Origin of the sequence: Microbacterium sp. ProA8, assembly GCF_039905635.1 — a bacterium.
Taxonomy (GTDB): domain Bacteria; phylum Actinomycetota; class Actinomycetes; order Actinomycetales; family Microbacteriaceae; genus Microbacterium; species Microbacterium chionoecetis.
Genome location: NZ_CP157000.1, coordinates 3,498,293 through 3,517,510 on the forward strand (window position 1 = coordinate 3,498,293; position 19,218 = coordinate 3,517,510).

Annotated in this window: 19 protein-coding genes; 12 read left to right on the plus strand and 7 right to left on the minus strand. The window is 70.8% G+C overall.

The features are described from left to right. The first annotated feature begins 96 nt into the window (after positions 1-96). Together ABG085_RS15725 and ABG085_RS15730 are read left to right on the plus strand one after the other, a co-directional pair. Entirely contained in the window at positions 97-744 is a 648-nt protein-coding gene (locus ABG085_RS15725; RefSeq protein WP_347976675.1) for a TetR/AcrR family transcriptional regulator, read from the plus strand. 9 nt (positions 745-753) lie between these two features. After that, positions 754-1,596: a hypothetical protein gene (locus ABG085_RS15730; protein ID WP_347976676.1), complete on the plus strand. Its 843-nt coding sequence runs from the start codon at positions 754-756 to the stop codon at positions 1,594-1,596. A 34-nt stretch (positions 1,597-1,630) separates the two neighbouring features. Here ABG085_RS15730 and ABG085_RS15735 read toward each other — a convergent pair whose 3' ends face one another. Next, positions 1,631-2,104 carry a GNAT family N-acetyltransferase gene (locus ABG085_RS15735; protein WP_347976677.1) on the minus strand — a complete coding sequence of 158 codons (474 nt, stop codon included), beginning with the start codon at positions 2,102-2,104 and terminating at the stop codon, positions 1,631-1,633. Further along, the gene (locus ABG085_RS15740) at positions 2,101-2,487 is read right to left on the minus strand and encodes an HNH endonuclease (protein WP_347976678.1); all 387 of its coding nucleotides are present in this window, start codon (positions 2,485-2,487) and stop codon (positions 2,101-2,103) included. Before ABG085_RS15740 ends, ABG085_RS15735 begins: the two co-directional genes overlap by 4 nt. A 103-nt stretch (positions 2,488-2,590) precedes the next feature. Here ABG085_RS15740 and pgi point away from each other — a divergent pair, with 103 nt between their 5' ends. Beyond that, positions 2,591-4,273, plus strand: a complete 1,683-nt coding sequence (pgi, locus tag ABG085_RS15745) for a glucose-6-phosphate isomerase (RefSeq protein WP_347976679.1) — start codon at positions 2,591-2,593, stop codon at positions 4,271-4,273. A gap of 246 nt (positions 4,274-4,519) precedes the next feature. Beyond that, complete coding sequence (locus tag ABG085_RS15750; protein WP_347976680.1) at positions 4,520-5,419, plus strand: phospholipase; 900 nt, start codon at positions 4,520-4,522, stop codon at positions 5,417-5,419. An 81-nt stretch (positions 5,420-5,500) separates the two neighbouring features. Here the strand turns inward: ABG085_RS15750 and ABG085_RS15755 are convergent, their stop codons facing one another. Both ABG085_RS15755 and ABG085_RS15760 read right to left on the minus strand, forming a co-directional pair. Beyond that, a complete protein-coding gene (locus ABG085_RS15755; protein ID WP_347976681.1) occupies positions 5,501-6,691 on the minus strand; it encodes a DUF4232 domain-containing protein in 1,191 nt (396 codons plus the stop codon). Positions 6,692-6,807: 116 nt separating this feature from the next. Then, positions 6,808-7,512: a DUF899 family protein gene (locus ABG085_RS15760; RefSeq protein ID WP_347976682.1), complete on the minus strand. Its 705-nt coding sequence runs from the start codon at positions 7,510-7,512 to the stop codon at positions 6,808-6,810. A gap of 328 nt (positions 7,513-7,840) precedes the next feature. Between ABG085_RS15760 and ABG085_RS15765 the strand changes: the two genes are divergently transcribed. The 4 genes from ABG085_RS15765 to ABG085_RS15780 all read left to right on the plus strand — a co-directional run bounded on the left by ABG085_RS15765 (position 7,841) and on the right by ABG085_RS15780 (position 11,076). Further along, on the plus strand, positions 7,841-8,413 hold the full coding sequence (locus ABG085_RS15765) for a YdeI/OmpD-associated family protein (protein WP_347976683.1): 573 nt from the start codon (positions 7,841-7,843) through the stop codon (positions 8,411-8,413). 1 nt (position 8,414) lies between these two features. Continuing rightward, positions 8,415-8,588, plus strand: coding sequence for a hypothetical protein (locus ABG085_RS15770; protein ID WP_347976684.1), 174 nt, complete (start codon positions 8,415-8,417; stop codon positions 8,586-8,588). Beyond that, the gene (locus tag ABG085_RS15775) at positions 8,585-9,331 is read left to right on the plus strand and encodes an SDR family oxidoreductase (protein ID WP_347976685.1); all 747 of its coding nucleotides are present in this window, start codon (positions 8,585-8,587) and stop codon (positions 9,329-9,331) included. The genes ABG085_RS15770 and ABG085_RS15775 overlap by 4 nt, the downstream gene beginning before the upstream one ends. A 329-nt stretch (positions 9,332-9,660) precedes the next feature. Continuing rightward, a complete protein-coding gene (locus ABG085_RS15780) occupies positions 9,661-11,076 on the plus strand; it encodes a DUF222 domain-containing protein (RefSeq protein WP_347976686.1) in 1,416 nt (471 codons plus the stop codon). Positions 11,077-11,191: 115 nt separating this feature from the next. Here ABG085_RS15780 and ABG085_RS15785 read toward each other — a convergent pair whose 3' ends face one another. After that, positions 11,192-12,805 carry a sodium/solute symporter gene (locus ABG085_RS15785; RefSeq protein WP_347976687.1) on the minus strand — a complete coding sequence of 538 codons (1,614 nt, stop codon included), beginning with the start codon at positions 12,803-12,805 and terminating at the stop codon, positions 11,192-11,194. Beyond that, a complete protein-coding gene (locus ABG085_RS15790) occupies positions 12,805-13,185 on the minus strand; it encodes a DUF485 domain-containing protein (RefSeq protein WP_347976688.1) in 381 nt (126 codons plus the stop codon). The genes ABG085_RS15785 and ABG085_RS15790 overlap by 1 nt, the downstream gene beginning before the upstream one ends. Positions 13,186-13,382: 197 nt before the next feature. On the opposite strand from ABG085_RS15790, the gene ABG085_RS15795 reads away from it, so the two are divergent. From ABG085_RS15795 to ABG085_RS15810, 4 genes are all read left to right on the plus strand, one after another. Then, on the plus strand, positions 13,383-14,630 hold the full coding sequence (locus ABG085_RS15795) for a histidine kinase (protein ID WP_347976689.1): 1,248 nt from the start codon (positions 13,383-13,385) through the stop codon (positions 14,628-14,630). After that, a complete protein-coding gene (locus ABG085_RS15800) occupies positions 14,627-15,370 on the plus strand; it encodes a LytTR family DNA-binding domain-containing protein (protein ID WP_347976690.1) in 744 nt (247 codons plus the stop codon). The genes ABG085_RS15795 and ABG085_RS15800 overlap by 4 nt, the downstream gene beginning before the upstream one ends. Before the next feature lie 158 nt (positions 15,371-15,528). After that, entirely contained in the window at positions 15,529-15,879 is a 351-nt protein-coding gene (locus tag ABG085_RS15805; protein ID WP_347976691.1) for a DUF485 domain-containing protein, read from the plus strand. After that, complete coding sequence (locus tag ABG085_RS15810; RefSeq protein ID WP_347976692.1) at positions 15,876-17,357, plus strand: cation acetate symporter; 1,482 nt, start codon at positions 15,876-15,878, stop codon at positions 17,355-17,357. The genes ABG085_RS15805 and ABG085_RS15810 overlap by 4 nt, the downstream gene beginning before the upstream one ends. A 55-nt stretch (positions 17,358-17,412) precedes the next feature. Here the strand turns inward: ABG085_RS15810 and ABG085_RS15815 are convergent, their stop codons facing one another. Then, positions 17,413-19,212, minus strand: a complete 1,800-nt coding sequence (locus ABG085_RS15815) for a DUF2207 domain-containing protein (protein ID WP_347976693.1) — start codon at positions 19,210-19,212, stop codon at positions 17,413-17,415. Positions 19,213-19,218 lie beyond the last annotated feature (6 nt).

A 19,218-nucleotide genomic window follows, 5' to 3' on the forward strand; every position in this document is an offset into this window, starting at 1 on the left:
TTCTCGGTCGGGGAGGGCGGAGCGAGCGGCTAAGCTCAATGTGGACACCGTTCACATTGGATGTTCACACGGTACACACCCGGGCAGGAGGGCGCAATGACTTCACCTCTGCGCACGTATCATCACGGCGACCTCCGACATGCGCTGATCGGCGAAGGGCTGCAGCTCGCCCGCACCGGCGGGCCGGCCGCCGTCACGCTGCGTGAAGCCACTCGCGCCGCCGGCGTCTCGCCCAACGCCGCGTACCGGCACTTCACCGACCGCGACGCCCTGGTGCGGGCGGTCGCCCGTGAGGCGCAGCTCGCCCTGGCCGGCGCGATCACCGCGCGCGTCGAGGCGACGCCGGCCGACCTCGCGCCGGCGGCAGCCGCCGTCGAGCGGCTCCGCCGCGTCGGCACCGCGTACATCGACTTCGCGCGCGCGGAGCGAGGTCTGTTCGAGACCGCCTTCTTCACGCAGGACACGCACGCCAACGACGCCATCGTGACCCTCGACGACCAGATCGTCGCGCCCTTCCGCCTCCTCATGGACACGCTCGATGCGATGGTGGATGCCGGGGCCCTCGCGCCCGAGCGCCGGCCCTACGCCGAGTGGGCCTGCTGGTCGGCGGTGCACGGCTTCGCCGACATCGCCGTGCACGGCCCGCTGCGGTGGCAGCCGGAATCCGTCGTCGATGCCCTCGCGGCCGCCGTCGTGGAGGCCGCGATCACCGGCGTCCGCGGGACGCCGGCCCCACCCTCGTAGACTGCCCGCATGGCCGACACCGCGGCGCCCGGCGCAGCCCCGCGCTCCTCACTGGTGCACCAGGCGCTGTGGTGGGCGGCCGACTACCTCTATGCCGGGCGGCGCCAGCTCGCCGTCCTGTCGCTGCCGTGGTCGATCGGCCGCCCCCGTCCGATCCCCGCTGCGTGGCGGCAGGGCGATCCGGAGCTTCCCGAGGTGTACCTCGTTCCCGGCGTGTACGAGCACTGGACCTTCCTCCGCCCCCTCGGCGATGCGCTGGCGGCGGCCGGCCACCGGGTGCGCGTCGTGCACGGGCTCGGCGTGAACCGCCGCAGCATTCCCGACACCGCCGACCGCCTCGAGCGCATGCTCGCCGCCACACCGGCGCCGAGCGCCGGGATCGTGCTCGTCGCGCACAGCAAGGGCGGGCTCATCGGCAAGCACGTGCTGGTCACCTCCGGCGCGGCGATCGAGGCGGCGAAGGCCGCGGATGCGGGCGAGGACCCCACGGATGCCGCCGCCGCCGCCACGCCGCGCACCGGCACCCGCCCGCTCGGGCTGCTGGGGATGGTGGCGGTGGCCACGCCCTTCGCCGGTGCTCGGCGGGCGCGGATCTTCGTCGATCCGAGCATCCGCGCGTTCCTCCCCGACGACGAGACGATCGTCATGCTCGGCCGCGAGACCTCGATCAACGGGCGCATCGTGTCGATCTACGGTCCGTTCGACCCGCACATCCCCGAGGGCAGCGCCCTCGACGGGGCGACCAACATCGCCGTGCCCGCGGCCGGGCACTTCCGGGTGCTGGCCGCGCCGTCGACCCACCGTGCGGTCATCGACGGCATCGCACTGCTCTGCCAGCGCGACGGGGCCTGAGCAGGATCACACGGCCGCTCGTCGGTGCCGACGGCTACCGCTGCGAGGGGGTCCAGATCAGCGTGTGGCCGGTGGCGCTGAACGTCTCGTTGCCGGCGAGCTTGCCGGTCGTGGTCGCGGTGCGCACGAAGCCGAGCGACTCGTAGAAGATGCGGGCGGCGTTGCCGTCGAGCACCTCGAGCTCGACCGGCCCACCCGCTCGCGCGAGGAAGTGCTCGACGAGCGCGCGGCCGATCCCGCGGCGATAGAGCGCGGGGTCGACATAGATCCAGGTGATCTCGCCGCCCTCGTCCCCCACACTGCCGGCGATGAACCCGGCGACGCGGCCCTCGGACTCGGCGACCCACACCTCGCCGTCGAAGAGCCCCTCGTTCTCGTACGTGTCGGCCAGGCTGAGGTACGCCTCGAGAAGCCCCGCTCCGCGCAGCTCGTCGAGGCGGGCGGCGTCGTGGATACGGGAGATGTCGTCCCAGTCCCGCGACTCGTACGGACGGATGCCGACGGTCACAGCGCCTGCGCCTGGGGCTCGTCGCCCGCGACGGCCTCCGCCGCCCCGCGCCAGGCGCGCAGCACCTCGACGTGCCGCAGCAGGAAGGCGCGCTCGTCGAGCCGCTTGCGGCGCAGCCACCCGGTGACCTCGTCGTTGCTCTTGCTCGCGTTGCACGAGCGGCAGGCGGGGACGACGTTCTCGAACGTGTACCGGCCGCCGCGCGAGATGGGCAGGACGCAGTCCTTCTGGAACGGGCCGGCCTCGGTGCCGCAGTAGGCGCACGAGGCCCAGGCCTCGAGCAGCGCCTCCCACTCGTCGAGGGTGAGGTCGTTGTCGGCGGCGGCGACCCGCCGCGCCCGGCGCCGGGCCGCGCGGGCACGTCTGGACTGACTCACCGCCATGATCGGAGCCTAGCCCGCCGACCGACGCCGGATCACAAGCGGCACGGGTCGTCGGTGAGCAACACGAAACCACGGCATCCATCGGCGCGAGTACGTTAGGGGCGTGACCGCTCCCGTCGATGCCACCACCACGTCCGCGTGGACCGAGCTCAGCTCGATCCGCGACTCGTTCATCCCCGATCTGCGCGATTGGTTCGCGATCGACCCGCGCCGCGCCGAGCGGCTGAGCTTCGAGCTCGCCGACCTGCACGTCGACCTGTCGAAGAACCTCGTGACAGACGCGATCCTCGCCGCCCTCGTGCGTCTCGCCGAAGAGACCGGTGTCGCCGAGCGCTACGCCGCGATGATCGCGGGCGAGCACATCAACACCACCGAGGACCGCGCCGTGCTGCACACCGCGCTGCGCCGTCCGCCCGGCGCGGAACCCGCCCTCGTCGTCGACGGGCAGGACATCGACGCCGACGTGCAGTCGGTGCTCGCCGCGATGACGGAGTTCTCGACCCGCGTGCGCGACGGCGAGTGGACGGGCGTGACCGGCAAGAAGGTCACGCACATCGTCAACATCGGCATCGGCGGCTCCGACCTCGGCCCCGTCATGATCTCGGCCGCCCTCGAGCCCTACGCGACCGCCGGCATCGAGGCGCGCTTCGTCTCGAACATCGACCCGACCGACCTCGCGCAGAAGACGAAGGGCCTCGACCCCGAGACGACGCTGTTCATCGTCGCGTCCAAGACGTTCACGACCCTCGAGACCCTCACCAACGCGCGCCTCGCCCGCGACTGGCTCTGGGCCGGTCTCGAGGCATCGGGGGCGATCGACGGCTCGGATGAAGCGAAGACGGATGCCGTCGCCCACCACTTCGTCGCCGTCTCGACGGCGCTCGACAAGGTCGCCGCGTTCGGCATCGACCCCGTGAACGCCTTCGGGTTCTGGGACTGGGTCGGCGGCCGCTACTCCGTCGACTCGGCCATCGGCCTGTCCCTCATGATCGAGCTCGGCCCGGACGTCTTCCGCGACCTGCTCGCCGGCTTCCACGCGGTCGACGAGCACGTCCGCACGACCCCGCTCGAGCGGAACGTGCCAGTGCTGATGGGCCTGCTGAATGTCTGGTACTCGAACTTCCTCGCCGCCCAGTCGCACGCGGTGCTGCCGTACGCGCAGCAGCTGAGCCGCTTCGCCGCGTACCTGCAGCAGCTCACCATGGAGTCCAACGGCAAGTCGGTGCGCTGGGACGGCTCCCCGGTCACCACCGACACCGGCGAGGTGTTCTGGGGTGAGCCGGGCACCAACGGCCAGCACGCGTTCTACCAGCTGATCCACCAGGGCACGCGCCTCATCCCCGCCGACTTCATCGCGTTCGCCAACCCGGCCTATCCGCTGGCCGACGACGGCCGCGACGTGCACGGGCTCTTCCTGTCGAACTTCCTCGCCCAGACGAAGGCCCTGGCGTTCGGCAAGACCGCCGCAGAGGTCGAGGCCGAGGGCACGACGGGCGCGCTCGTCGCGGCCCGCACCTTCGCGGGCAACAAGCCGACGACGTCGATCTTCGCGCCCGCCCTGACCCCGTCGGTACTCGGCCAGCTGGTGGCCCTCTACGAGCACATCACCTTCACGCAGGGCGTGATCTGGGGCGTGAACTCGTTCGATCAGTGGGGTGTCGAGCTCGGCAAGCAGCTCGCCCTGCAGATCGCTCCGGCCATCGAGGGCGACGAGTCGGCGATCGCCGCGCAGGATGCCTCGACCCGCGCCCTGCTCGCCTATTACGCCGCGCACCGCACGGCGTAGCGCCTCGACCTGGAAGGGGGAGGATGCCGGATCTCCGGCATCCTCCCCCTTCGTCATGTCCGCGGCAATAGACCTTCGCATGCCTCGGATCAGGCCTTTCGGGGAAAACCGCTCCCACGATTCGTCCAGGAAAACACCGGGAGTCGCACAGACGGCATGAGGCAGACTCGGGGGCTTGTGCGTCCGACCCGACGGCGCACGGCGCCGAATCCCGCGGCGCGCAACCCGAAGGATCGTACGTTCGTCATGCATTCAGATACGTCACACACGACTGCCCGCCGCCGCCGCTTCCTCATTCCCACGGTCGCCGCCGGCGCCGCCCTCGGCGTCGTGGTCACCGCCGGGCTCACCCTGGCCTCCCCGACTCTGGCGGCCGCCGCACCGCTGGCCGCGTCGGCCATCGCCTCGGCCGCCGCTCCCGAAGCCACCGCCGAGACCCTCCGCGACATCCGTGTCGACGCGCAGGGCACGCTGCTCACCGCCCGCGTCGCCCTGACCGAGGCCGCCGCGCTGAGCTCCGACATCACCGCGTCGGGTCTCGACCTCGGCATCGCCGACACGTCGGTCGACACCGCCCCGCTCGAGGAGGCGACCGAGCGACTGTCGAAGCTCGATGTCGTGCCCATGCTCCTGGTGCCCGGCCTCGCCGCCGACGCGGCCGGCGTGACCGACAAGATCTCGGAGCGCGTCGCCGAACTGCGCGAGCACCTCGACGCCGCCAAGGCGCAGAAGGCCGCCGAAGAAGCCGCAGCCGCCGCTGCTGCGGCCGCCGCCGCCGAGGCGCAGCGCCAGGCCGAGGCCGCCGCTGCCGCCGCCGCCGCCCTGGCTGCCGCGAACACCGTCGAGGGCGCCAAGGCGACCGCCCGGCAGATGGCCGCGTCGCAGTACGGCTGGGGCGACGGCCAGTTCTCCTGCCTCGAGTCGCTCTGGACCAAGGAGTCGGGCTGGAACTACCAGGCCTACAACTCCGGCAGCGGCGCGACCGGCATCCCGCAGTCGCTCCCCGGCAACAAGATGGCCAGCGCCGGTGCCGACTGGCAGACCAACGCCACGACGCAGATCGCCTGGGGCCTCGGCTACATCGCGGGCTCGTACGGCTCCCCCTGCGCCGCGTGGGGCCACTCGCAGGCCACCGACTGGTATTGATCCGCGCCGCTCGGTCGCCGAGCGCGCGTGTGAAGCGAGACGCGGATGCCGCACCCGGCCGGGTGCGGCATCCGCGTTCCGTCATTCCGAGGGGAACGGGTTCGGGTCGATCGCCCACGCGGTGATCGCGACAGTCGAGCCCTCCACGATGTCGAGGTCGAAGCCCAGCCCCCACGAGCCGCGTTCCATGCCGGCGGTCGGGGCGGCGTAGATCGTCTTCGTGACGAGCGCGCCGTGCGGCGACGCCGCATCCCACCCGAGGGACGTCACGGCGTACCCGCCGGCGGGCACCTCGAGGCGCTGCGGGCCGAAGTCCTGCGTCATGAACGAGCCGCCTCGCTCGATCGTGACCGCGAGCAGGTGCTGGTTCTGGTCGCCGAACGCCACGTCGGGGTAGCCCTCGATGACGCACGGCTCCTCCGAGAAGTTCAACAGCCGGATCGGCAGGCCGCGATGTCCCGTCGCCGCGTCCGGTTCGCCGAGCAGCAGCGTCGCTTTGTCGGGCGTGCACCACTGCGGGTCGAGATCGCCGGATGCCGGAGCCGCCGTGGGCACCGGCTCCCCCGGTGCGTTCGGGTCGGGCAGCGCGCCGAAGGTGTTCTGCGCTTCGATCTCGCGCTGGGCGTCGACCTCGGCCTGGATCGCCGCGGTGCGCGCCTGGTCGGCCAGGACTCCGCCCGCGACCACGGCCACCACCGCGACGGCTGCGGCCGGCAGCAGCCAGCCCGGGCGCCGGGCCGGGGCTGCCGCTCCGGTGTCTGCGCGCGCCGCCGCGGCGTCGGCGTCTGCGGGTGCGGGAACGGGTGCCGGTGCGCGGGCGACGAGGCCCGGCATCCATCCGACGACCAGACCCCAGAGGGCGCCGGCCGCGGCTGACACGCCGAACTCACCCACCAGGAGTCCGCGGAGTCCGGACAGCTCGACGGAGCTCCACGCGGAGGCGACGTCGAACGCGAGTCCGACGAGCGCACCGGCGGCGACGGCGGCGAACCACGCTCCGACGAGCGGTGCGCCGTGGCGCGCCGCGAGCGCGGTGAACAGCGCGTGGCAGAGCGTGACGGCGAGCGCGCCGCCCAGCACGGCAACGATCATCCATCCGCCCACCGGGCCCCACAGCAGCGACGGCGGAACGAGGTCGGGCACGAGGGTGCCGAGCTGGGACGCCCCGCCGGGGAGCTGTGAGAACGCCCATCGGACGCCGACGACCAGGATCCAGAGTGCCGCGGCGAGCACGCTCGATGCGAGCAGGCGGCGAGTGGTGAGAGTGCGCATCGCCTCTCATACTGGCGAGCCCCACCCGCATCCGCGAAACCCCGGCGCGTCGCGCCGACGTCTCGGTGCGCGGGCGGTCACCCGGCCGCACTCGCCGGGCACGGCATCCGTCGTCCTCAGTCCCGAGCCCGGCCCGGCCCGTACAGCTCGGCGACCTTCTGCGAGGTGAACCAGCCGTCGTAGGCCGCGGACTTCGGCCACCCCTCGGGCGAGTCCTGCCAGTCCTCCTGCCGGCCGTAGGGCAGCAGGTCGATCAGCGGGAAGGTGTGGGTCAGCTGCTCGGTGCCGCGACCGTCCGTGTGCCACGTGCGGTACACGGTGTCGCCGTCGCGGAGGAAGACGTTCACCGCGAAGCCGCCGCCGGCAGGGGCGCCCATGTCGGCGCCGAACGAGCTGTCGGCCGTCGAGTACCACTCCATGCGGTTGCCGGCCTTCTCCTTGTACGCCAGCGCCTCGTCGATCGGACCCTGCGTCACGATGACGAATCGCGCGTCGTACGGCTCGAGGAACTCCAGGCGGGTGAACTGCGACGTGAACCCGGTGCAGCCGGGACAATGCCATTCCTTGCCCTCGAACCACATGTGGTTGTAGACGATGAGCTGGGAGCGGCCCGCGAAGACGTCGGCGAGGCGCACCGGCCCGTCCTTGCCCACGAGCGTGTACTCCGGCAGCTCCACCATCGGCAGCCGCCGTCGCTGCGCGGCGATCGCATCGAGCTCGCGGGTGGCGGCCTTCTCGCGAACGCGCAGCTCGGCGAGCTCGCGGCGCCACGTCTCGGCGTCGACGACGGGCGGAAGGGCGGACGTGGTCGTGGTCTGCATCGGAACCTCCGAGTGTGCGAGTGCGTATGTTCACACTGTACACATCTGGATGCCGGCGTCAAGGGTGCTCGCGCGAACGCAGGCGCGCCCGCCCGTCGCCAATCCACGCGTCGCCGGCGCGTACCTCGGCGCACATCATGTGCTCTCGCCGAGTGCGCGCTATGCGCGCGCGGAGCGGGCGTCTTCGGCGAGGTCACACGATCTCGACAGGATGCCGACGGTCGCAGCATCCGCTTCACCCGGGCGTTCCCCGGGTCACCTCGCGCCGTGGGGGCGCACGATCTGGAGTCGCGGAGGCGGTGTCGCTCACCGCGGCTAGCATTCCGCTATGGCCTCTCATGCCGACAAGCCCGTGCTGCACGTGGATACCGCGGCGGAGTGGGAGAGCTGGCTGGAGTCCAACCCCGACCCGGACGGGGTTCGACTGCGACTGCGCAAGACGGCGACCGCCAAGCCGGGGATCACGTACGCCGAAGCGCTCGACGTCGCACTCTGCTTCGGCTGGATCGACGGGCAGAAGCAGTCGCTCGACGCGGACTACTTCCTGCAGGCGTTCACTCCGCGACGATCGCGCAGCATGTGGTCGAAGGTCAACATCGGGCACGTGACGCGACTGATCGAGGAAGGCCGGATGCGGCCTGCGGGCCAGCAGGAGATCGATCGGGCGAAAGCGGACGGGCGCTGGGATGCCGCCTACCGCCAGCGAGACGGCGACGTCCCCGCGGAGTTGCAGGCGGCCCTCGACGCCGACCCCCAGGTCGCTGCCGCCTTCGCGGCGCAGTCCGCGCAGAACCGGTTCGCGATGTCCTTCCGCGTGGGGAATCTCAAGCGCCCGGAGTCACGCGCTGCCCGCGTCGCCCAGTACGTCGAGCTGCTCAAGCGGGGCGAGTCGATCCACTGACGTGACCGTCGATGGCCTCACCATCTCCGCCGCCACGCCGAGGCAGCCGCTGCCACCTGCCGAAACCCATCGACTTCGGGCGATTGTGGACAACGACCGACAGGGCCAGAAAGATGAGCTGATGGCGCTCTCCTCTTCTGACACTGCTGGTGGGGTTGCGGCGGTGGAAGCGTGACCGGCACACGCTCGTTCGTCGTCACCGGCGCGAGCGGCGGAGTCGGCAGCGCGATCGCCGAGCATCTGGCCTCACTGGGTCACGTCGTCGTCAACCTCGACCCCGATGCCGACCCGCGGCGATCCGCCTCGCGAACGCACCATTACCCCGGGAGTGCGGGGAACCCGGCCGACGCCCTGGCGGCTGCCGAGCTCGCAGAGAGCCAGGCTCCGCTGGCCGGGTGGGTCAACAACGCCGCAGTGTTCCGCGACGCCAGCCTCGCCAGCGCCTCGGCGGGTGAAATCGAGGAGCTCGTAGCCCTGAACCTGAACATGGCGATCACCGGCTGCCGGATCGCCATTCAGCACTTCCTGGCTTGCTCCCGTCCCGGGTCGATCGTGAACGTGTCCTCACACCAAGCCCAGCGACCGGTACGGGGAGCACTGCCCTACGCCACCGCGAAAGCCGCCATCGAAGGACTGACCCGCGCGGCCGCAGTCGACCACGGCCCGCAAGGAATTCGGGTGAATGCCGTGGCATTGGGCTCCATCACGACGCCACGGTACGAGCAGTACCGCCAACTGCACCCTGAAGCTGATCAACAGATGGCTGCTCTGCACCCGATCGGCCGTATCGGCCAGCCGCACGACGTCGCACACGCCGTGGCTTTCCTTCTGTCGGAGGCGTCTGACTTCGTGACGGGCGTCGTACTGCCCATCGATGGCGGCCGGGGCGCGCTCGGCCCCGACCCGGAGAGCACCTAGCGCCGTGGGCGCCGCTCCAAACTCACAGGAAATGAATCACAAAAAGATAACGACAGACACTTCCCTTCGTTACCTCGCCGTTATAGAGTGCATGCACGGTAGTTGTTTTGCTGTGGCAGCTACCGGCATGTGATTGCAGGACACTCTTGGTGCAAGGGACAAGGGCCGGTCGGTAGCCTCTCCGACCGGCCCTTACTCTTGCCGTCGCGCAACGCCTCTCCTCCCCAGCCAGGGCGACACACGCACTCGCGCCGGTTATCCACAGAAAAAGCTCTTGACCAGCATTTTCTTACCTCTCTGATGTCGGAGCCCCTCGGCATGATGGAGGTATGAACTTCCCGCTCGCCGACCTCCAGGGCATCGCCGCACTGCTTGGCGGCGCGCTCGCGGAGCCGCTCGATCGAGACGGGCAGCGCAGCCTCAGCGACGAGCAGCTCATCGCCGCGCTGAAGATCACGGAAGAGATCGGGCGATGGACGGATGCCGCCCGCCTGGGTCTCGCCGGAGAGGTCGGGCGCCGCAGCGAACCCGGCGCCGCGGATGTCAGCCTGACGACCACGTACGGCTGCGACACCCCGATCGATCTCCTCGAGCGTGCGATCCACGTGTCGAACGCGACGGCGCGGGCGCGGCTGCGGACGGCACGGGCGATCACGAACGGGATGACTCTGACGGGGCAGACGAGGCCCGCCCCCTTGGACCACGCACGTCGGGAGTTCGCGGCGGGACGCCTCAGTCTCGACGCCCTGACCACCATCGCCGACGGCCTGCGCCCGCTCCAGCGGCGATGCGGCGCCGGCGAGTTGGCTGCGGCCGAGAGCGAACTCGTGCGTGCTGCCGTCGGAGAAGGCGGTGACCCGCCGTGCAGCGTCTATGAGCTCAGGATCATGGCCCAGACCTGGGCACTGTTCCTCGACCCCGATGGAACCCTGCCCGACGAAGACTCCGAGCGCATGCGCACCTTTCGCATCGGGCGGGAGCGCAACAACCTCTTCCCTCTGCACGGCAACGTCACCGCCGACATCGCGGCCGCGCTGCAGCGTCTGCTCGACGCCCACCTCAACCCCCGCGTCCAGGACCGCGCTCCCCGCTTCGCCGACGTCGACACAGGCATCGACGGCGACTCGCCCGACGAGCACGTCCACGACCCGCGCACCGCCGATCAGAAGCGCCACGACGCGTTCGCCGGCATCCTCTCCGCTGCCGCGTCCGCAGCAGAGAGCCCGACTCTCGGCGGCGCGGCGCCGACGCTCGTCGTCACCATTGCCGAGAACCAGCTCGACCGAGCCGACGGCGTCGCCTTCGTCGACGGCCCGGACGGCGAGGTCCCGGTCCCGGCGACCTTCGCACGGCAAATCGGATGCCACGGCACAATCCATCGCGTCAGGCTCGGTCCGAACGGCTCGATCAAGGCCCTGTCGGTGCTCGATCGCGTCTTCACGCACTGGCAGCGGAAGGCGATCACCGCCCGCGACGGCGGCTGCGTCATCCCCGGCTGCCGCGTTCGCGCCGCCTGGTGCGAAGTGCACCATGTGACAGGCCATGCGCACGGAGGCCCAACGGACGTGGCGAACGGCGTCCTGCTCTGCTGGCACCATCACCGCACCATCGAGACCAGCGGGTGGGAGATCCGGATGGTCGACGGCGTGCCGCAGGTGAGGCCGCCGACCTGGATCGATCACCGAAGACCATGGCGATCCACGAACCGGGTGCTCCACGACGATCTGCGAGCGAGATCGGCCTAGCGGGCGCGCGGCACAACAAGGCTCCCGACGGCAGGGTTCGACCGCAACATCTCGGCCGCACGAACAAGGGCCGGTCGGGAAACCGCCCGACCGACCCTCGTACCTGCGCGAACTCCTAGTGGTTGACCGCCTTCTCGGCACCGATGCCGGTGAGCGAGCGCACCTCCATCTCGGACTGCTTCCTCGCGTCCTCCGGGGTCTTGTCGAGCACGCTCACGATCCAGCCCAGCAGGAACGCGAGCGGGATCGAGATGATGCCGGGGTTCGACAGCGGGAACCAGGCGAAGTTGATCGCCTCGGTCTTGAGCATCGACGTCTCAGAGCCCGACACGACCGGCGAGAACACGATGAGCAGGATCGCCGAGGCGAGACCGCCGTACATGCTCCACAGGGCGCCCTTCGTCGTGAAGCGCTTCCAGAAGAGCGAGTACACGATGGTGGGCAGGTTGGCCGACGCCGCGACGGCGAAGGCGAGCGCGACCAGGAACGCGACGTTCTGGCCGTTCGCGCCGATGCCGCCGACGATCGCCACGATGCCGATGATGACCACCGTGCGGCGCGCGACCTTGACCTCGGCGCCCGGCTCCGGCTTGCCCTTCTTCACGACCGACGCGTAGATGTCGTGCGCGAACGAGGCGGCTGCCGTGATGGTGAGGCCGGCGACCACCGCGAGGATCGTGGCGAACGCGATCGCCGAGATGAGGCCGAGCAGCAGCGGTCCGCCCAGCGAGAACGCGAGCAGCGGTGCCGCCGAGTTCGGGCCGCCGGGTGCGGCGGCGATGACCGCCGGGCCGACGAGGGCGGCGGCGCCGTAGCCGAGCACCAGCGTGAACACGTAGAAGATGCCGATCAGCCAGATGGCCCAGACCACCGACTTGCGCGCCTCCTTTGCCGTGGGCACGGTGTAGAACCGCATGAGCACGTGGGGCAGTGCGGCCGTGCCCAGCACGAGGGCGAGGCCGAGCGAGAGGAAGTCGATCTTCGCGACCTCAGACACGCCGTACTTCAGGCCCGGGTCGAGGATCGCCGGGTTCTCGGCGACCGCGACGGCCTTGTCCAGAAGCGCGGAGAAGTCGAACCCGTTGAGCGCGAGCACCCAGACCGTCATCACACCGGCGCCGGCGATGAGCAGCACCGCCTTGATGATCTGCACCCACGTGGTGCCCTTCATGCCGCCGATGAGCACGTAGAGGATCATGAGGGCGCCCACCACCGTGATGACGAGAGCCTGACCGAGCTGGTCGCCGATGCCGAGCAGCAGCGAGACCAGACCACCGGCACCTGCCATCTGTGCGAGCAGGTAGAAGAAGCAGACGACGAGCGTCGTGGTCGCTGCGGCGATGCGCACCGGGCGCTGCTTCAGGCGGAACGACAGCACGTCGGCCATCGTGAACTTGCCCGTGTTGCGCAGGAGCTCCGCGACGAGGAGGAGGGCCACCAGCCAGGCGACCAGGAACCCGATCGAGTACAGGAAGCCGTCGTAGCCCGTCATGGCGATCGCGCCGACGATACCCAGGAACGACGCCGCAGACAGGTAGTCGCCGGCGATGGCCGCGCCGTTCTGGCCACCGGTGAACGACCGCCCTGCGGCGTAGTAATCCGCGGCCGTCTTGTTGTTCCGGCTGGCGCGGAACACGATGACCATCGTCACGGCGACGAACGCGCCGAAGATGGCGATGTTGAGCCAGGGCTCACCGGGCGAGGTGCTCGCCGCTTCGAAGCGCAGCATCAGCGGGCCTCCTCGTTCTTGAGAGCGTCGGACACGAAAGTGCCGGTCTCGATCTCGTCGCGGATCTCCTCCGCGAGCGGGTCGAGGTTGCGGTTGGCGTAGTGCACGTACCAGGTCGTCACGGCGAAGGTGGTGACCACCTGTGCCATGCCGAGCACCATCGCGATGTTGACGCTTCCGAACACCCGGGTGGACATGAAGTCGTGCGCATAGGTGGCGAGCAGCACGTAGGCGAAGTACCAGGCGAGACAAGCGCCCAGAACGGGGAAGACGAAGCTCCGGTGGGTGCGCCGAAGCCGTTGGAACTCGGATGATGATTGGACCGCGCCGTAGTCGACCTCTGCGAGGTCTACGGCGGCGCGTGGGGCTTCGTTGCCCATGGCGTCTCTCCTTCGAGGGGGGGTCGGCGGACCGTCGGCCGCGCCGCTGCGTTGACAGTGCGACCATGGTCGCGCGCGGCCGGGCGTGCCGGGGGTGGCCGCCGTTCGTCGTCGGTGAGCGGGGTCCACGGTGCGACGAACGGCGGATCGACGACGACGAACGACAGCGACGAACGACGGCGGCTACGCTGGCGTGCATGCCCGAGTCGATGCTGCTCGCCGCTGCCGCCGGCGCCGTCGCCGGGGCACTCGCGGTCGGCGTGGTCCTTCTGCTCCGGCGGATCGTCGTCACCTCGAAGGATCTCGGCACCGACGTCGAGCAGGCGACGTACCAGACGCTGCACCTCGCGAGCCGCGCGGCCAAGCACCTCCGCGGCGGCATCGCCGAAGGCGACGCGACGCGTGCCGGGCGGCACCTGCGCGCCCTTCTCGGGTGCGAGACCCTGGCTCTCGTCGACTCGGCGGGCCATGTCACGGTCGAGGGCGACGACGCCGTCCGTGAGGTCGCCGGACGCCTGGCGGCCGAGGTGCGCGCCTCGAACCGTCCGCAGCTGCAGCGGCGCATCCGGATCGGCGACCGGGAGACGGATGTCGTCGCCGCGCCGATCCTCGCGGGCGGCGCGCCCGCCGGGGCCATCGTCGCCTTCGCCCCGCGTGTGCGGGCGGGTCTCGTACGCGCGACCGGCGAGGTCGCGGACTGGGTCGCGGCGCAGGTCGAGCTCGGCGAGCTCGACGCGTCGAGAGCGGCGCTCGCCGAGGCCGAAGTGCGCGCGCTGCGCGCGCAGATCAGCCCTCACTTCATCTACAACTCGCTGAACGCGATCGCCTCGTTCATCAACACCGACCCGGCCAAAGCACGAGAGCTGGTTCTCGAGTTCGCCGACTTCACCCGCTACTCGTTCCGCCGCCACGGCGACTTCACCACGGTGGCCGAGGAGCTCCGCTCGATCGACAGCTATCTGAAGCTCGAGCGCGCACGATTCGGCGACCGACTGAAGGTGACGCTGCAGATCGCGCCGGAGGTCCTCTCGACGGTCGTGCCGTTCCTCTCGATCCAGCCGCTCGTGGAGAACGCGGTGAGGCACGGGCTCGAGGGCAAGGAGGGGGGCGGACGCATCACGATCGAGGCATCCGATCAGGGCGCGTTCGCCGAGATCAGCGTCGAGGACGACGGCGTCGGCATCGACCCCGACGCGCTCGAACGTGCGCTCGCCGGCGCGGCGACCGGCCAGCACGTGGGCCTGCGCAACGTGGACGCGCGCCTGCGACAGGTGTACGGCAACGAGCACGGACTGGTCGTCGAGACCAACGTGGGTGCCGGAACTCTGGTGCGGATGCGGGTGCCGAAGTCGCAGCCGGGCCGTGTCGCGGCAGCGTCCGGCGCTCCCGGCCGGATACCGGCATCCCCCGCTCCTGCCGGCACGGAAGGGAGGCGGGAACGGTGATCTCCGTGCTCATCGCCGACGACGAACAGCCCGCGATCGACGAGCTCGCGTTCCTGCTCGGGCAGGACGCGCGCATCGGCGTCATCCACCAGGCGGCGTCGGGCGCCGAGGCGATCCGGCTCCTCACGCGCGAGCCCGTCGACGCCGCATTCCTCGACATCCACATGCCCGGCCTCAACGGCTTCGATCTCGCCCGCGCGCTGCAGCGCTTCGAGCGCCGGCCGGCGCTCGTCTTCGTCACCGCCGACGAAGAGAGCGCCCTCGAGGCCTTCGACCTCGCCGCGGTCGACTATCTGCTCAAGCCGGTGCGCACCGAACGGCTGCACCGCTCGGTCACCCGCATCGTCGAGGCGATCAAGTCTCAGGCGGCGCCGTCGACGGATGCCGCGGCCTCCGCGAAACCCGAGATGATCGCGGTCACTCTGGGCGGCACGACGCGCATGATCCGGCGCGACGAGGTGCGCTACGTGCAGGCGCAGGGCGACTACGCCCGGCTGCACACCGAGGAGGCGAGCTACCTCGTGCGGGTGCCGATGTCGGACCTCGAACGGCAGTGGGCCGACACGTTCGTGCGAATCCACCGCTCGTACCTCGTCGCGATCCCGCATCTGGCCCGCCTGCGGCTCGGCGGCGATCACCCGAGTGTCGTGGTCGGCGTCGCCGAACTGCCGGTGAGCCGGCGCCTTCTGCCGGCTCTGCGCGATCGACTCGAGTCGACGACGATCCGGCCGCGGACATGACGTCCCGCGCATCGCACGGCGGCGCCGGCGAGGACTCCGACTCTCACGCCGGCGGCCAGCTGTCCCGAGACACACCCGGCTCGCACGCCGCCGCGGATGACGTTCACCCCGACCGCGCGGCGTCATCCAGTGCTGCGGCAGCACCCCAGCGCGTACGCGTGACCGCACCGCGCGCCGGCTCGCCCGCCGCCTCTGCCCGGCCGGTGTCGCGCAACGCCGCCGAGGCGCCGACGAGCGACATCGCGGGAGTGTACGTGCGTTCGCTGATCCGCTCGCAGCTGCGCCTCGGGGTCGTGTTCGCGGTCGGATTCGCCGCGGCGACGGCACTGTTCGTGCTGGCGATCGCCTTCGTGCCCGAGCTCGACACGACGTTCGTGCTCGGCGTGCCGGCGTCGTGGCTGCTGCTCGGCGTGGGCGTGTACCCGCTGGCCATCACCGTCGCCGCGCTCTATCTGCGTGCGGCTTCGCGCAATGAGGCACGCTATCGGTCGCTGACGGAGGACGAGTGAACCCCGCCATCGGCTACACCGCGATCGCCGCCGTCGCGATCGTGTCGGCGCTCATCGGCTTCTACGGTCTGCGGGTCTCCCGCACGACGAGCGACTTCTACGTGGCGAGCCGCACGGTGCGGCCGTGGTGGAACGCGTCAGCCATCGGCGGGGAGTACCTGTCGGCGGCGTCGTTCCTCGGCATCGCGGGCCTCATCCTGCTCACCGGATCGGCGGCGCTCTGGTTCCCGATCGGCTACACGGCCGGGTACCTCATGCTGCTGCTGTTCGTCGCGGCGCCGCTGCGCCGCTCGGGCGCCTACACGATCCCCGACTTCACCGAGGCGCGGCTCGACTCGCTCTGGGCGCGCCGCGTGACGAGCACGCTCGTCATCGTCATCGGCTGGTTCTACATCGTGCCGCAGCTGCAGGGCGCGGCACTGACCGTGCGGATCACCACGGGTCTCCCGGCCTGGGTCGGCTCGCTCGCCGTCGCGGTGATCGTCGCCGTCGTCGTGGCAGCCGGCGGCATGCGGTCGATCACGTTCGTGCAGGCGTTCCAGTTCTGGCTGAAGCTCACGGCGCTCGCGATCCCGGTGATCGCGATCCTGCTCCTCGTGGGCGATGTGCCGCCCGCCCTGCCGCCCGTCGAGGCCTTCCCTGCGAGCGCCGGCCCGGGCGACCTCGAGGTGTACCGGACGATCTCTCTCATGGTGGCGCTGCTGCTCGGCACCTTGGGGCTCCCCCATGTGCTGGTGCGCTTCTACACCAACCCGGACGGGGTGGCAGCGCGGCGCACGACCGTCATCGTGCTCGTGATGCTCTCGGTCTTCTACCTGTTCCCCACGGCGTTCGGGCTGCTGGGGCGGGCGTTCGCCCCCGATCTCGCCGCCTCGGGCGACGCCGACGCGCTCATCCTGCTGCTGCCCGGCCGGCTCGTCGCCGGGCCGCTCGGAGACCTGCTCACGGCCCTCGTCATCGCCGGCGCGTTCGCGGCGTTCCTCTCGACGTCGTCGGGTCTCGTCGTCTCCCTCGCCGGCGTGATCAGTCAGGACCTTCTCGGCGGCAGCGTCCGGGGGTTCCGCATCGCTGCCGTGCTCTCGTCGTTCGTCCCGCTCGTGGTGGCCCTGGCCACGGAGTCGGCGGGGCTGGCCGGCAGCGTCGGACTCGTCTTCGCGTTCACCGCATCGACGCTGTGTCCCGTGCTCCTGCTCGGCATCTGGTGGCGCGGCCTCACGGCGCGCGGCGCGATCGCCGGCATGCTCACCGGCGCGGTGCTGTCGGGCGTCGCGATCCTCGGAGGCGGGATCATCTCGGCGTGGCTGCCCGCGCTGCGCCCGTTCCTCGAGCAGCCGGCGGCGTGGACCGTGCCGATCGCGGTGCTCGTGATCGTGCTCGTCTCACGCGGCGACCGCCGCGGGATCCCGCGTGGCACCGACCTGTTCCTCGCCCGGCTGCACACGCCGGAAGGGTCCCGGCGCGTCGGGCTCGACGGCTGACCGCCCTTCGACAAGCTCAGGGACCGGGAGCCGACAAGCAGCGCCGCCGCAGGCGTCACACGCCGCCGCCGCCTCCGCCGCCACCACCACCGCCGGCGGAGCCGCCGCCCGACGAACCGCCCGACGACGAGGACGCCGAGGCCGACGACGACAGCGTCGAGATGCCGGCCGAGAACGCCGCGGCGTTGAACCCCGTCGAGCCCGCGTACCAGCCGGGTGAGTTGCCTTCGCCGTAGAGCACGGCGATCTCGTCGGCCCACTTCTTCTCCTGGCCGAAGACGACCGCGTACGGGAGCAGCTTCTCGTACAGCTTCAGCTTCACCCGCGGATCGGAGATGTCGACCGGCACCCGCTCGGCCCCATGCGGAGACTGCAGCATGCGGATGCGGTCCGCCTCCGCCCATTCGATGAACTGCTTCAGCCCGTGCAGGTGGTCGCGCACCTCCGCGCCGGCGGCGGTGAGGGGCTTGCGCGAGACCATGCCGCCCACGACGACCACGACGAGGAACGCACCGACGATCAGCAGGATCGGCACCAGCGGTGAGACCCAGGCGACCATCGCCGCGATGCCCGACAGCAGCACCAGCCCCGCCGAGATGATCGCGATCGCCACCGGCCACGCCCTCGCACCCGCGGGGACGGCGCGACGGAGTCCGCGCGTCGAGAGCTCCGACGTCGCAGCCCTGAGCACCGACTGCGCCGTCGACGAGAACCGCGTGTCGGTGCGCCCGAACTCGAACTCCTCACCGGGCACGCCGTTCGGGAAGAGGCCGGGAAGCAGCATCCGTCCGTCTCCGTCTGCGAGCGACGGGTCGACGAGCACGGCCTTCAGCCGGGTGCCGCCGAACAGCTTCGCCGGGCCCTCTTCGATACGGATGCTGCCCACCACCGCCTGCTCGAGCACCTCAGCGGGGATCGCCTTCGTCGTGTGACCGAGAAGCACCGCGCTCTCGAGCGCGTCGATGCCGCGCGGCGGAGTGTACTCGGCGATGATCACGGGCCGGCCGGGTTCGTCCTGGAGGTGCCGCGCGCGCGTGCGGGCCGCGAGGACCACGGCGGTGCCGAGGCCCAGCAGCGCCACCAGCGCCTGCAGCCAGCCCCACGGCGAGGCGAGGTACGACGTGTCGAATTCGGTGAACGTCTCGGGCTCGAACCCGATGGCGATCGTCATCGTCTGGTACGGCTGCACGTCCGAGACGGATGCCGTGACCGCACCGTCGACCTCCGAGATGTCGCACCTGCGGGTGTCGTCCTGGTAGCCGACGTAACAGGCCTGCGCACCCGTGCGTGCGGCATCCAGCTCGTCCGGCATGGTCACACGGGCAGTGACGCGCCCGAACGGCTGCGGCCACGCCGTGCCGTTCACATCCCAGTAGAACTCGTCCGACCCGGTGTCGGCGAAGTGGCGGGTGGCGTTCTCGAGCGTGTAGGTGAAGACGTAGGTCTGACGGCCGTGGACGAAGTCGTCGGCACGCGAGGTCATCAGGAAGAGGCCGTCCTCGGTCTCGGTCTCGGCCTCGCGCGGCGCCCCGTTCTCGTCGGTGAGAGAGACCAGCTGGGGGTCGAGCGGCGCCCCCTGATAGCTGTCGGGGATGGCGCGGCGCATGCCGCGGTTCTGGTCGGACTCGGGGAAGATCGCCACGAACGTCTCCACGACCGTGAGGGTGCTCGTGCCGTCGTCTGCGCGGCCGAGCTGGTACTCGACATCGAGGCTCTCGAACGAGAAGTCCTCCACATCCGCACGGGCGGAAGGAGCAGCGACCGCTGCGAGCACCGCGCCCGCGAGGAGCGCGAGCAGCAGCCCCACGACGGCGAGACGACGCGCGCGCCACGACGCGATGGTGGAAGACGACATGCCGCC

Bases quoted from the DNA above. Each gene is read 5' to 3' on its own strand.
- ABG085_RS15725 (WP_347976675.1), top strand. From the start codon at position 97: ATGACTTCACCTCTGCGCACGTATCATCACGGCGACCTCCGACATGCG.
- ABG085_RS15730 (WP_347976676.1), top strand. From the start codon at position 754: ATGGCCGACACCGCGGCGCCCGGCGCAGCCCCGCGCTCCTCACTGGTG.
- ABG085_RS15740 (WP_347976678.1), bottom strand. From the start codon at position 2,487: ATGGCGGTGAGTCAGTCCAGACGTGCCCGCGCGGCCCGGCGCCGGGCG.
- ABG085_RS15750 (WP_347976680.1), top strand. From the start codon at position 4,520: ATGCATTCAGATACGTCACACACGACTGCCCGCCGCCGCCGCTTCCTC.
- ABG085_RS15755 (WP_347976681.1), bottom strand. From the start codon at position 6,691: ATGCGCACTCTCACCACTCGCCGCCTGCTCGCATCGAGCGTGCTCGCC.
- ABG085_RS15760 (WP_347976682.1), bottom strand. From the start codon at position 7,512: ATGCAGACCACGACCACGTCCGCCCTTCCGCCCGTCGTCGACGCCGAG.
- ABG085_RS15765 (WP_347976683.1), top strand. From the start codon at position 7,841: ATGGCCTCTCATGCCGACAAGCCCGTGCTGCACGTGGATACCGCGGCG.
- ABG085_RS15780 (WP_347976686.1), top strand. From the start codon at position 9,661: ATGAACTTCCCGCTCGCCGACCTCCAGGGCATCGCCGCACTGCTTGGC.
- ABG085_RS15785 (WP_347976687.1), bottom strand. From the start codon at position 12,805: ATGCTGCGCTTCGAAGCGGCGAGCACCTCGCCCGGTGAGCCCTGGCTC.
- ABG085_RS15790 (WP_347976688.1), bottom strand. From the start codon at position 13,185: ATGGGCAACGAAGCCCCACGCGCCGCCGTAGACCTCGCAGAGGTCGAC.
- ABG085_RS15795 (WP_347976689.1), top strand. From the start codon at position 13,383: ATGCCCGAGTCGATGCTGCTCGCCGCTGCCGCCGGCGCCGTCGCCGGG.
- ABG085_RS15815 (WP_347976693.1), bottom strand. From the start codon at position 19,212: ATGTCGTCTTCCACCATCGCGTCGTGGCGCGCGCGTCGTCTCGCCGTC.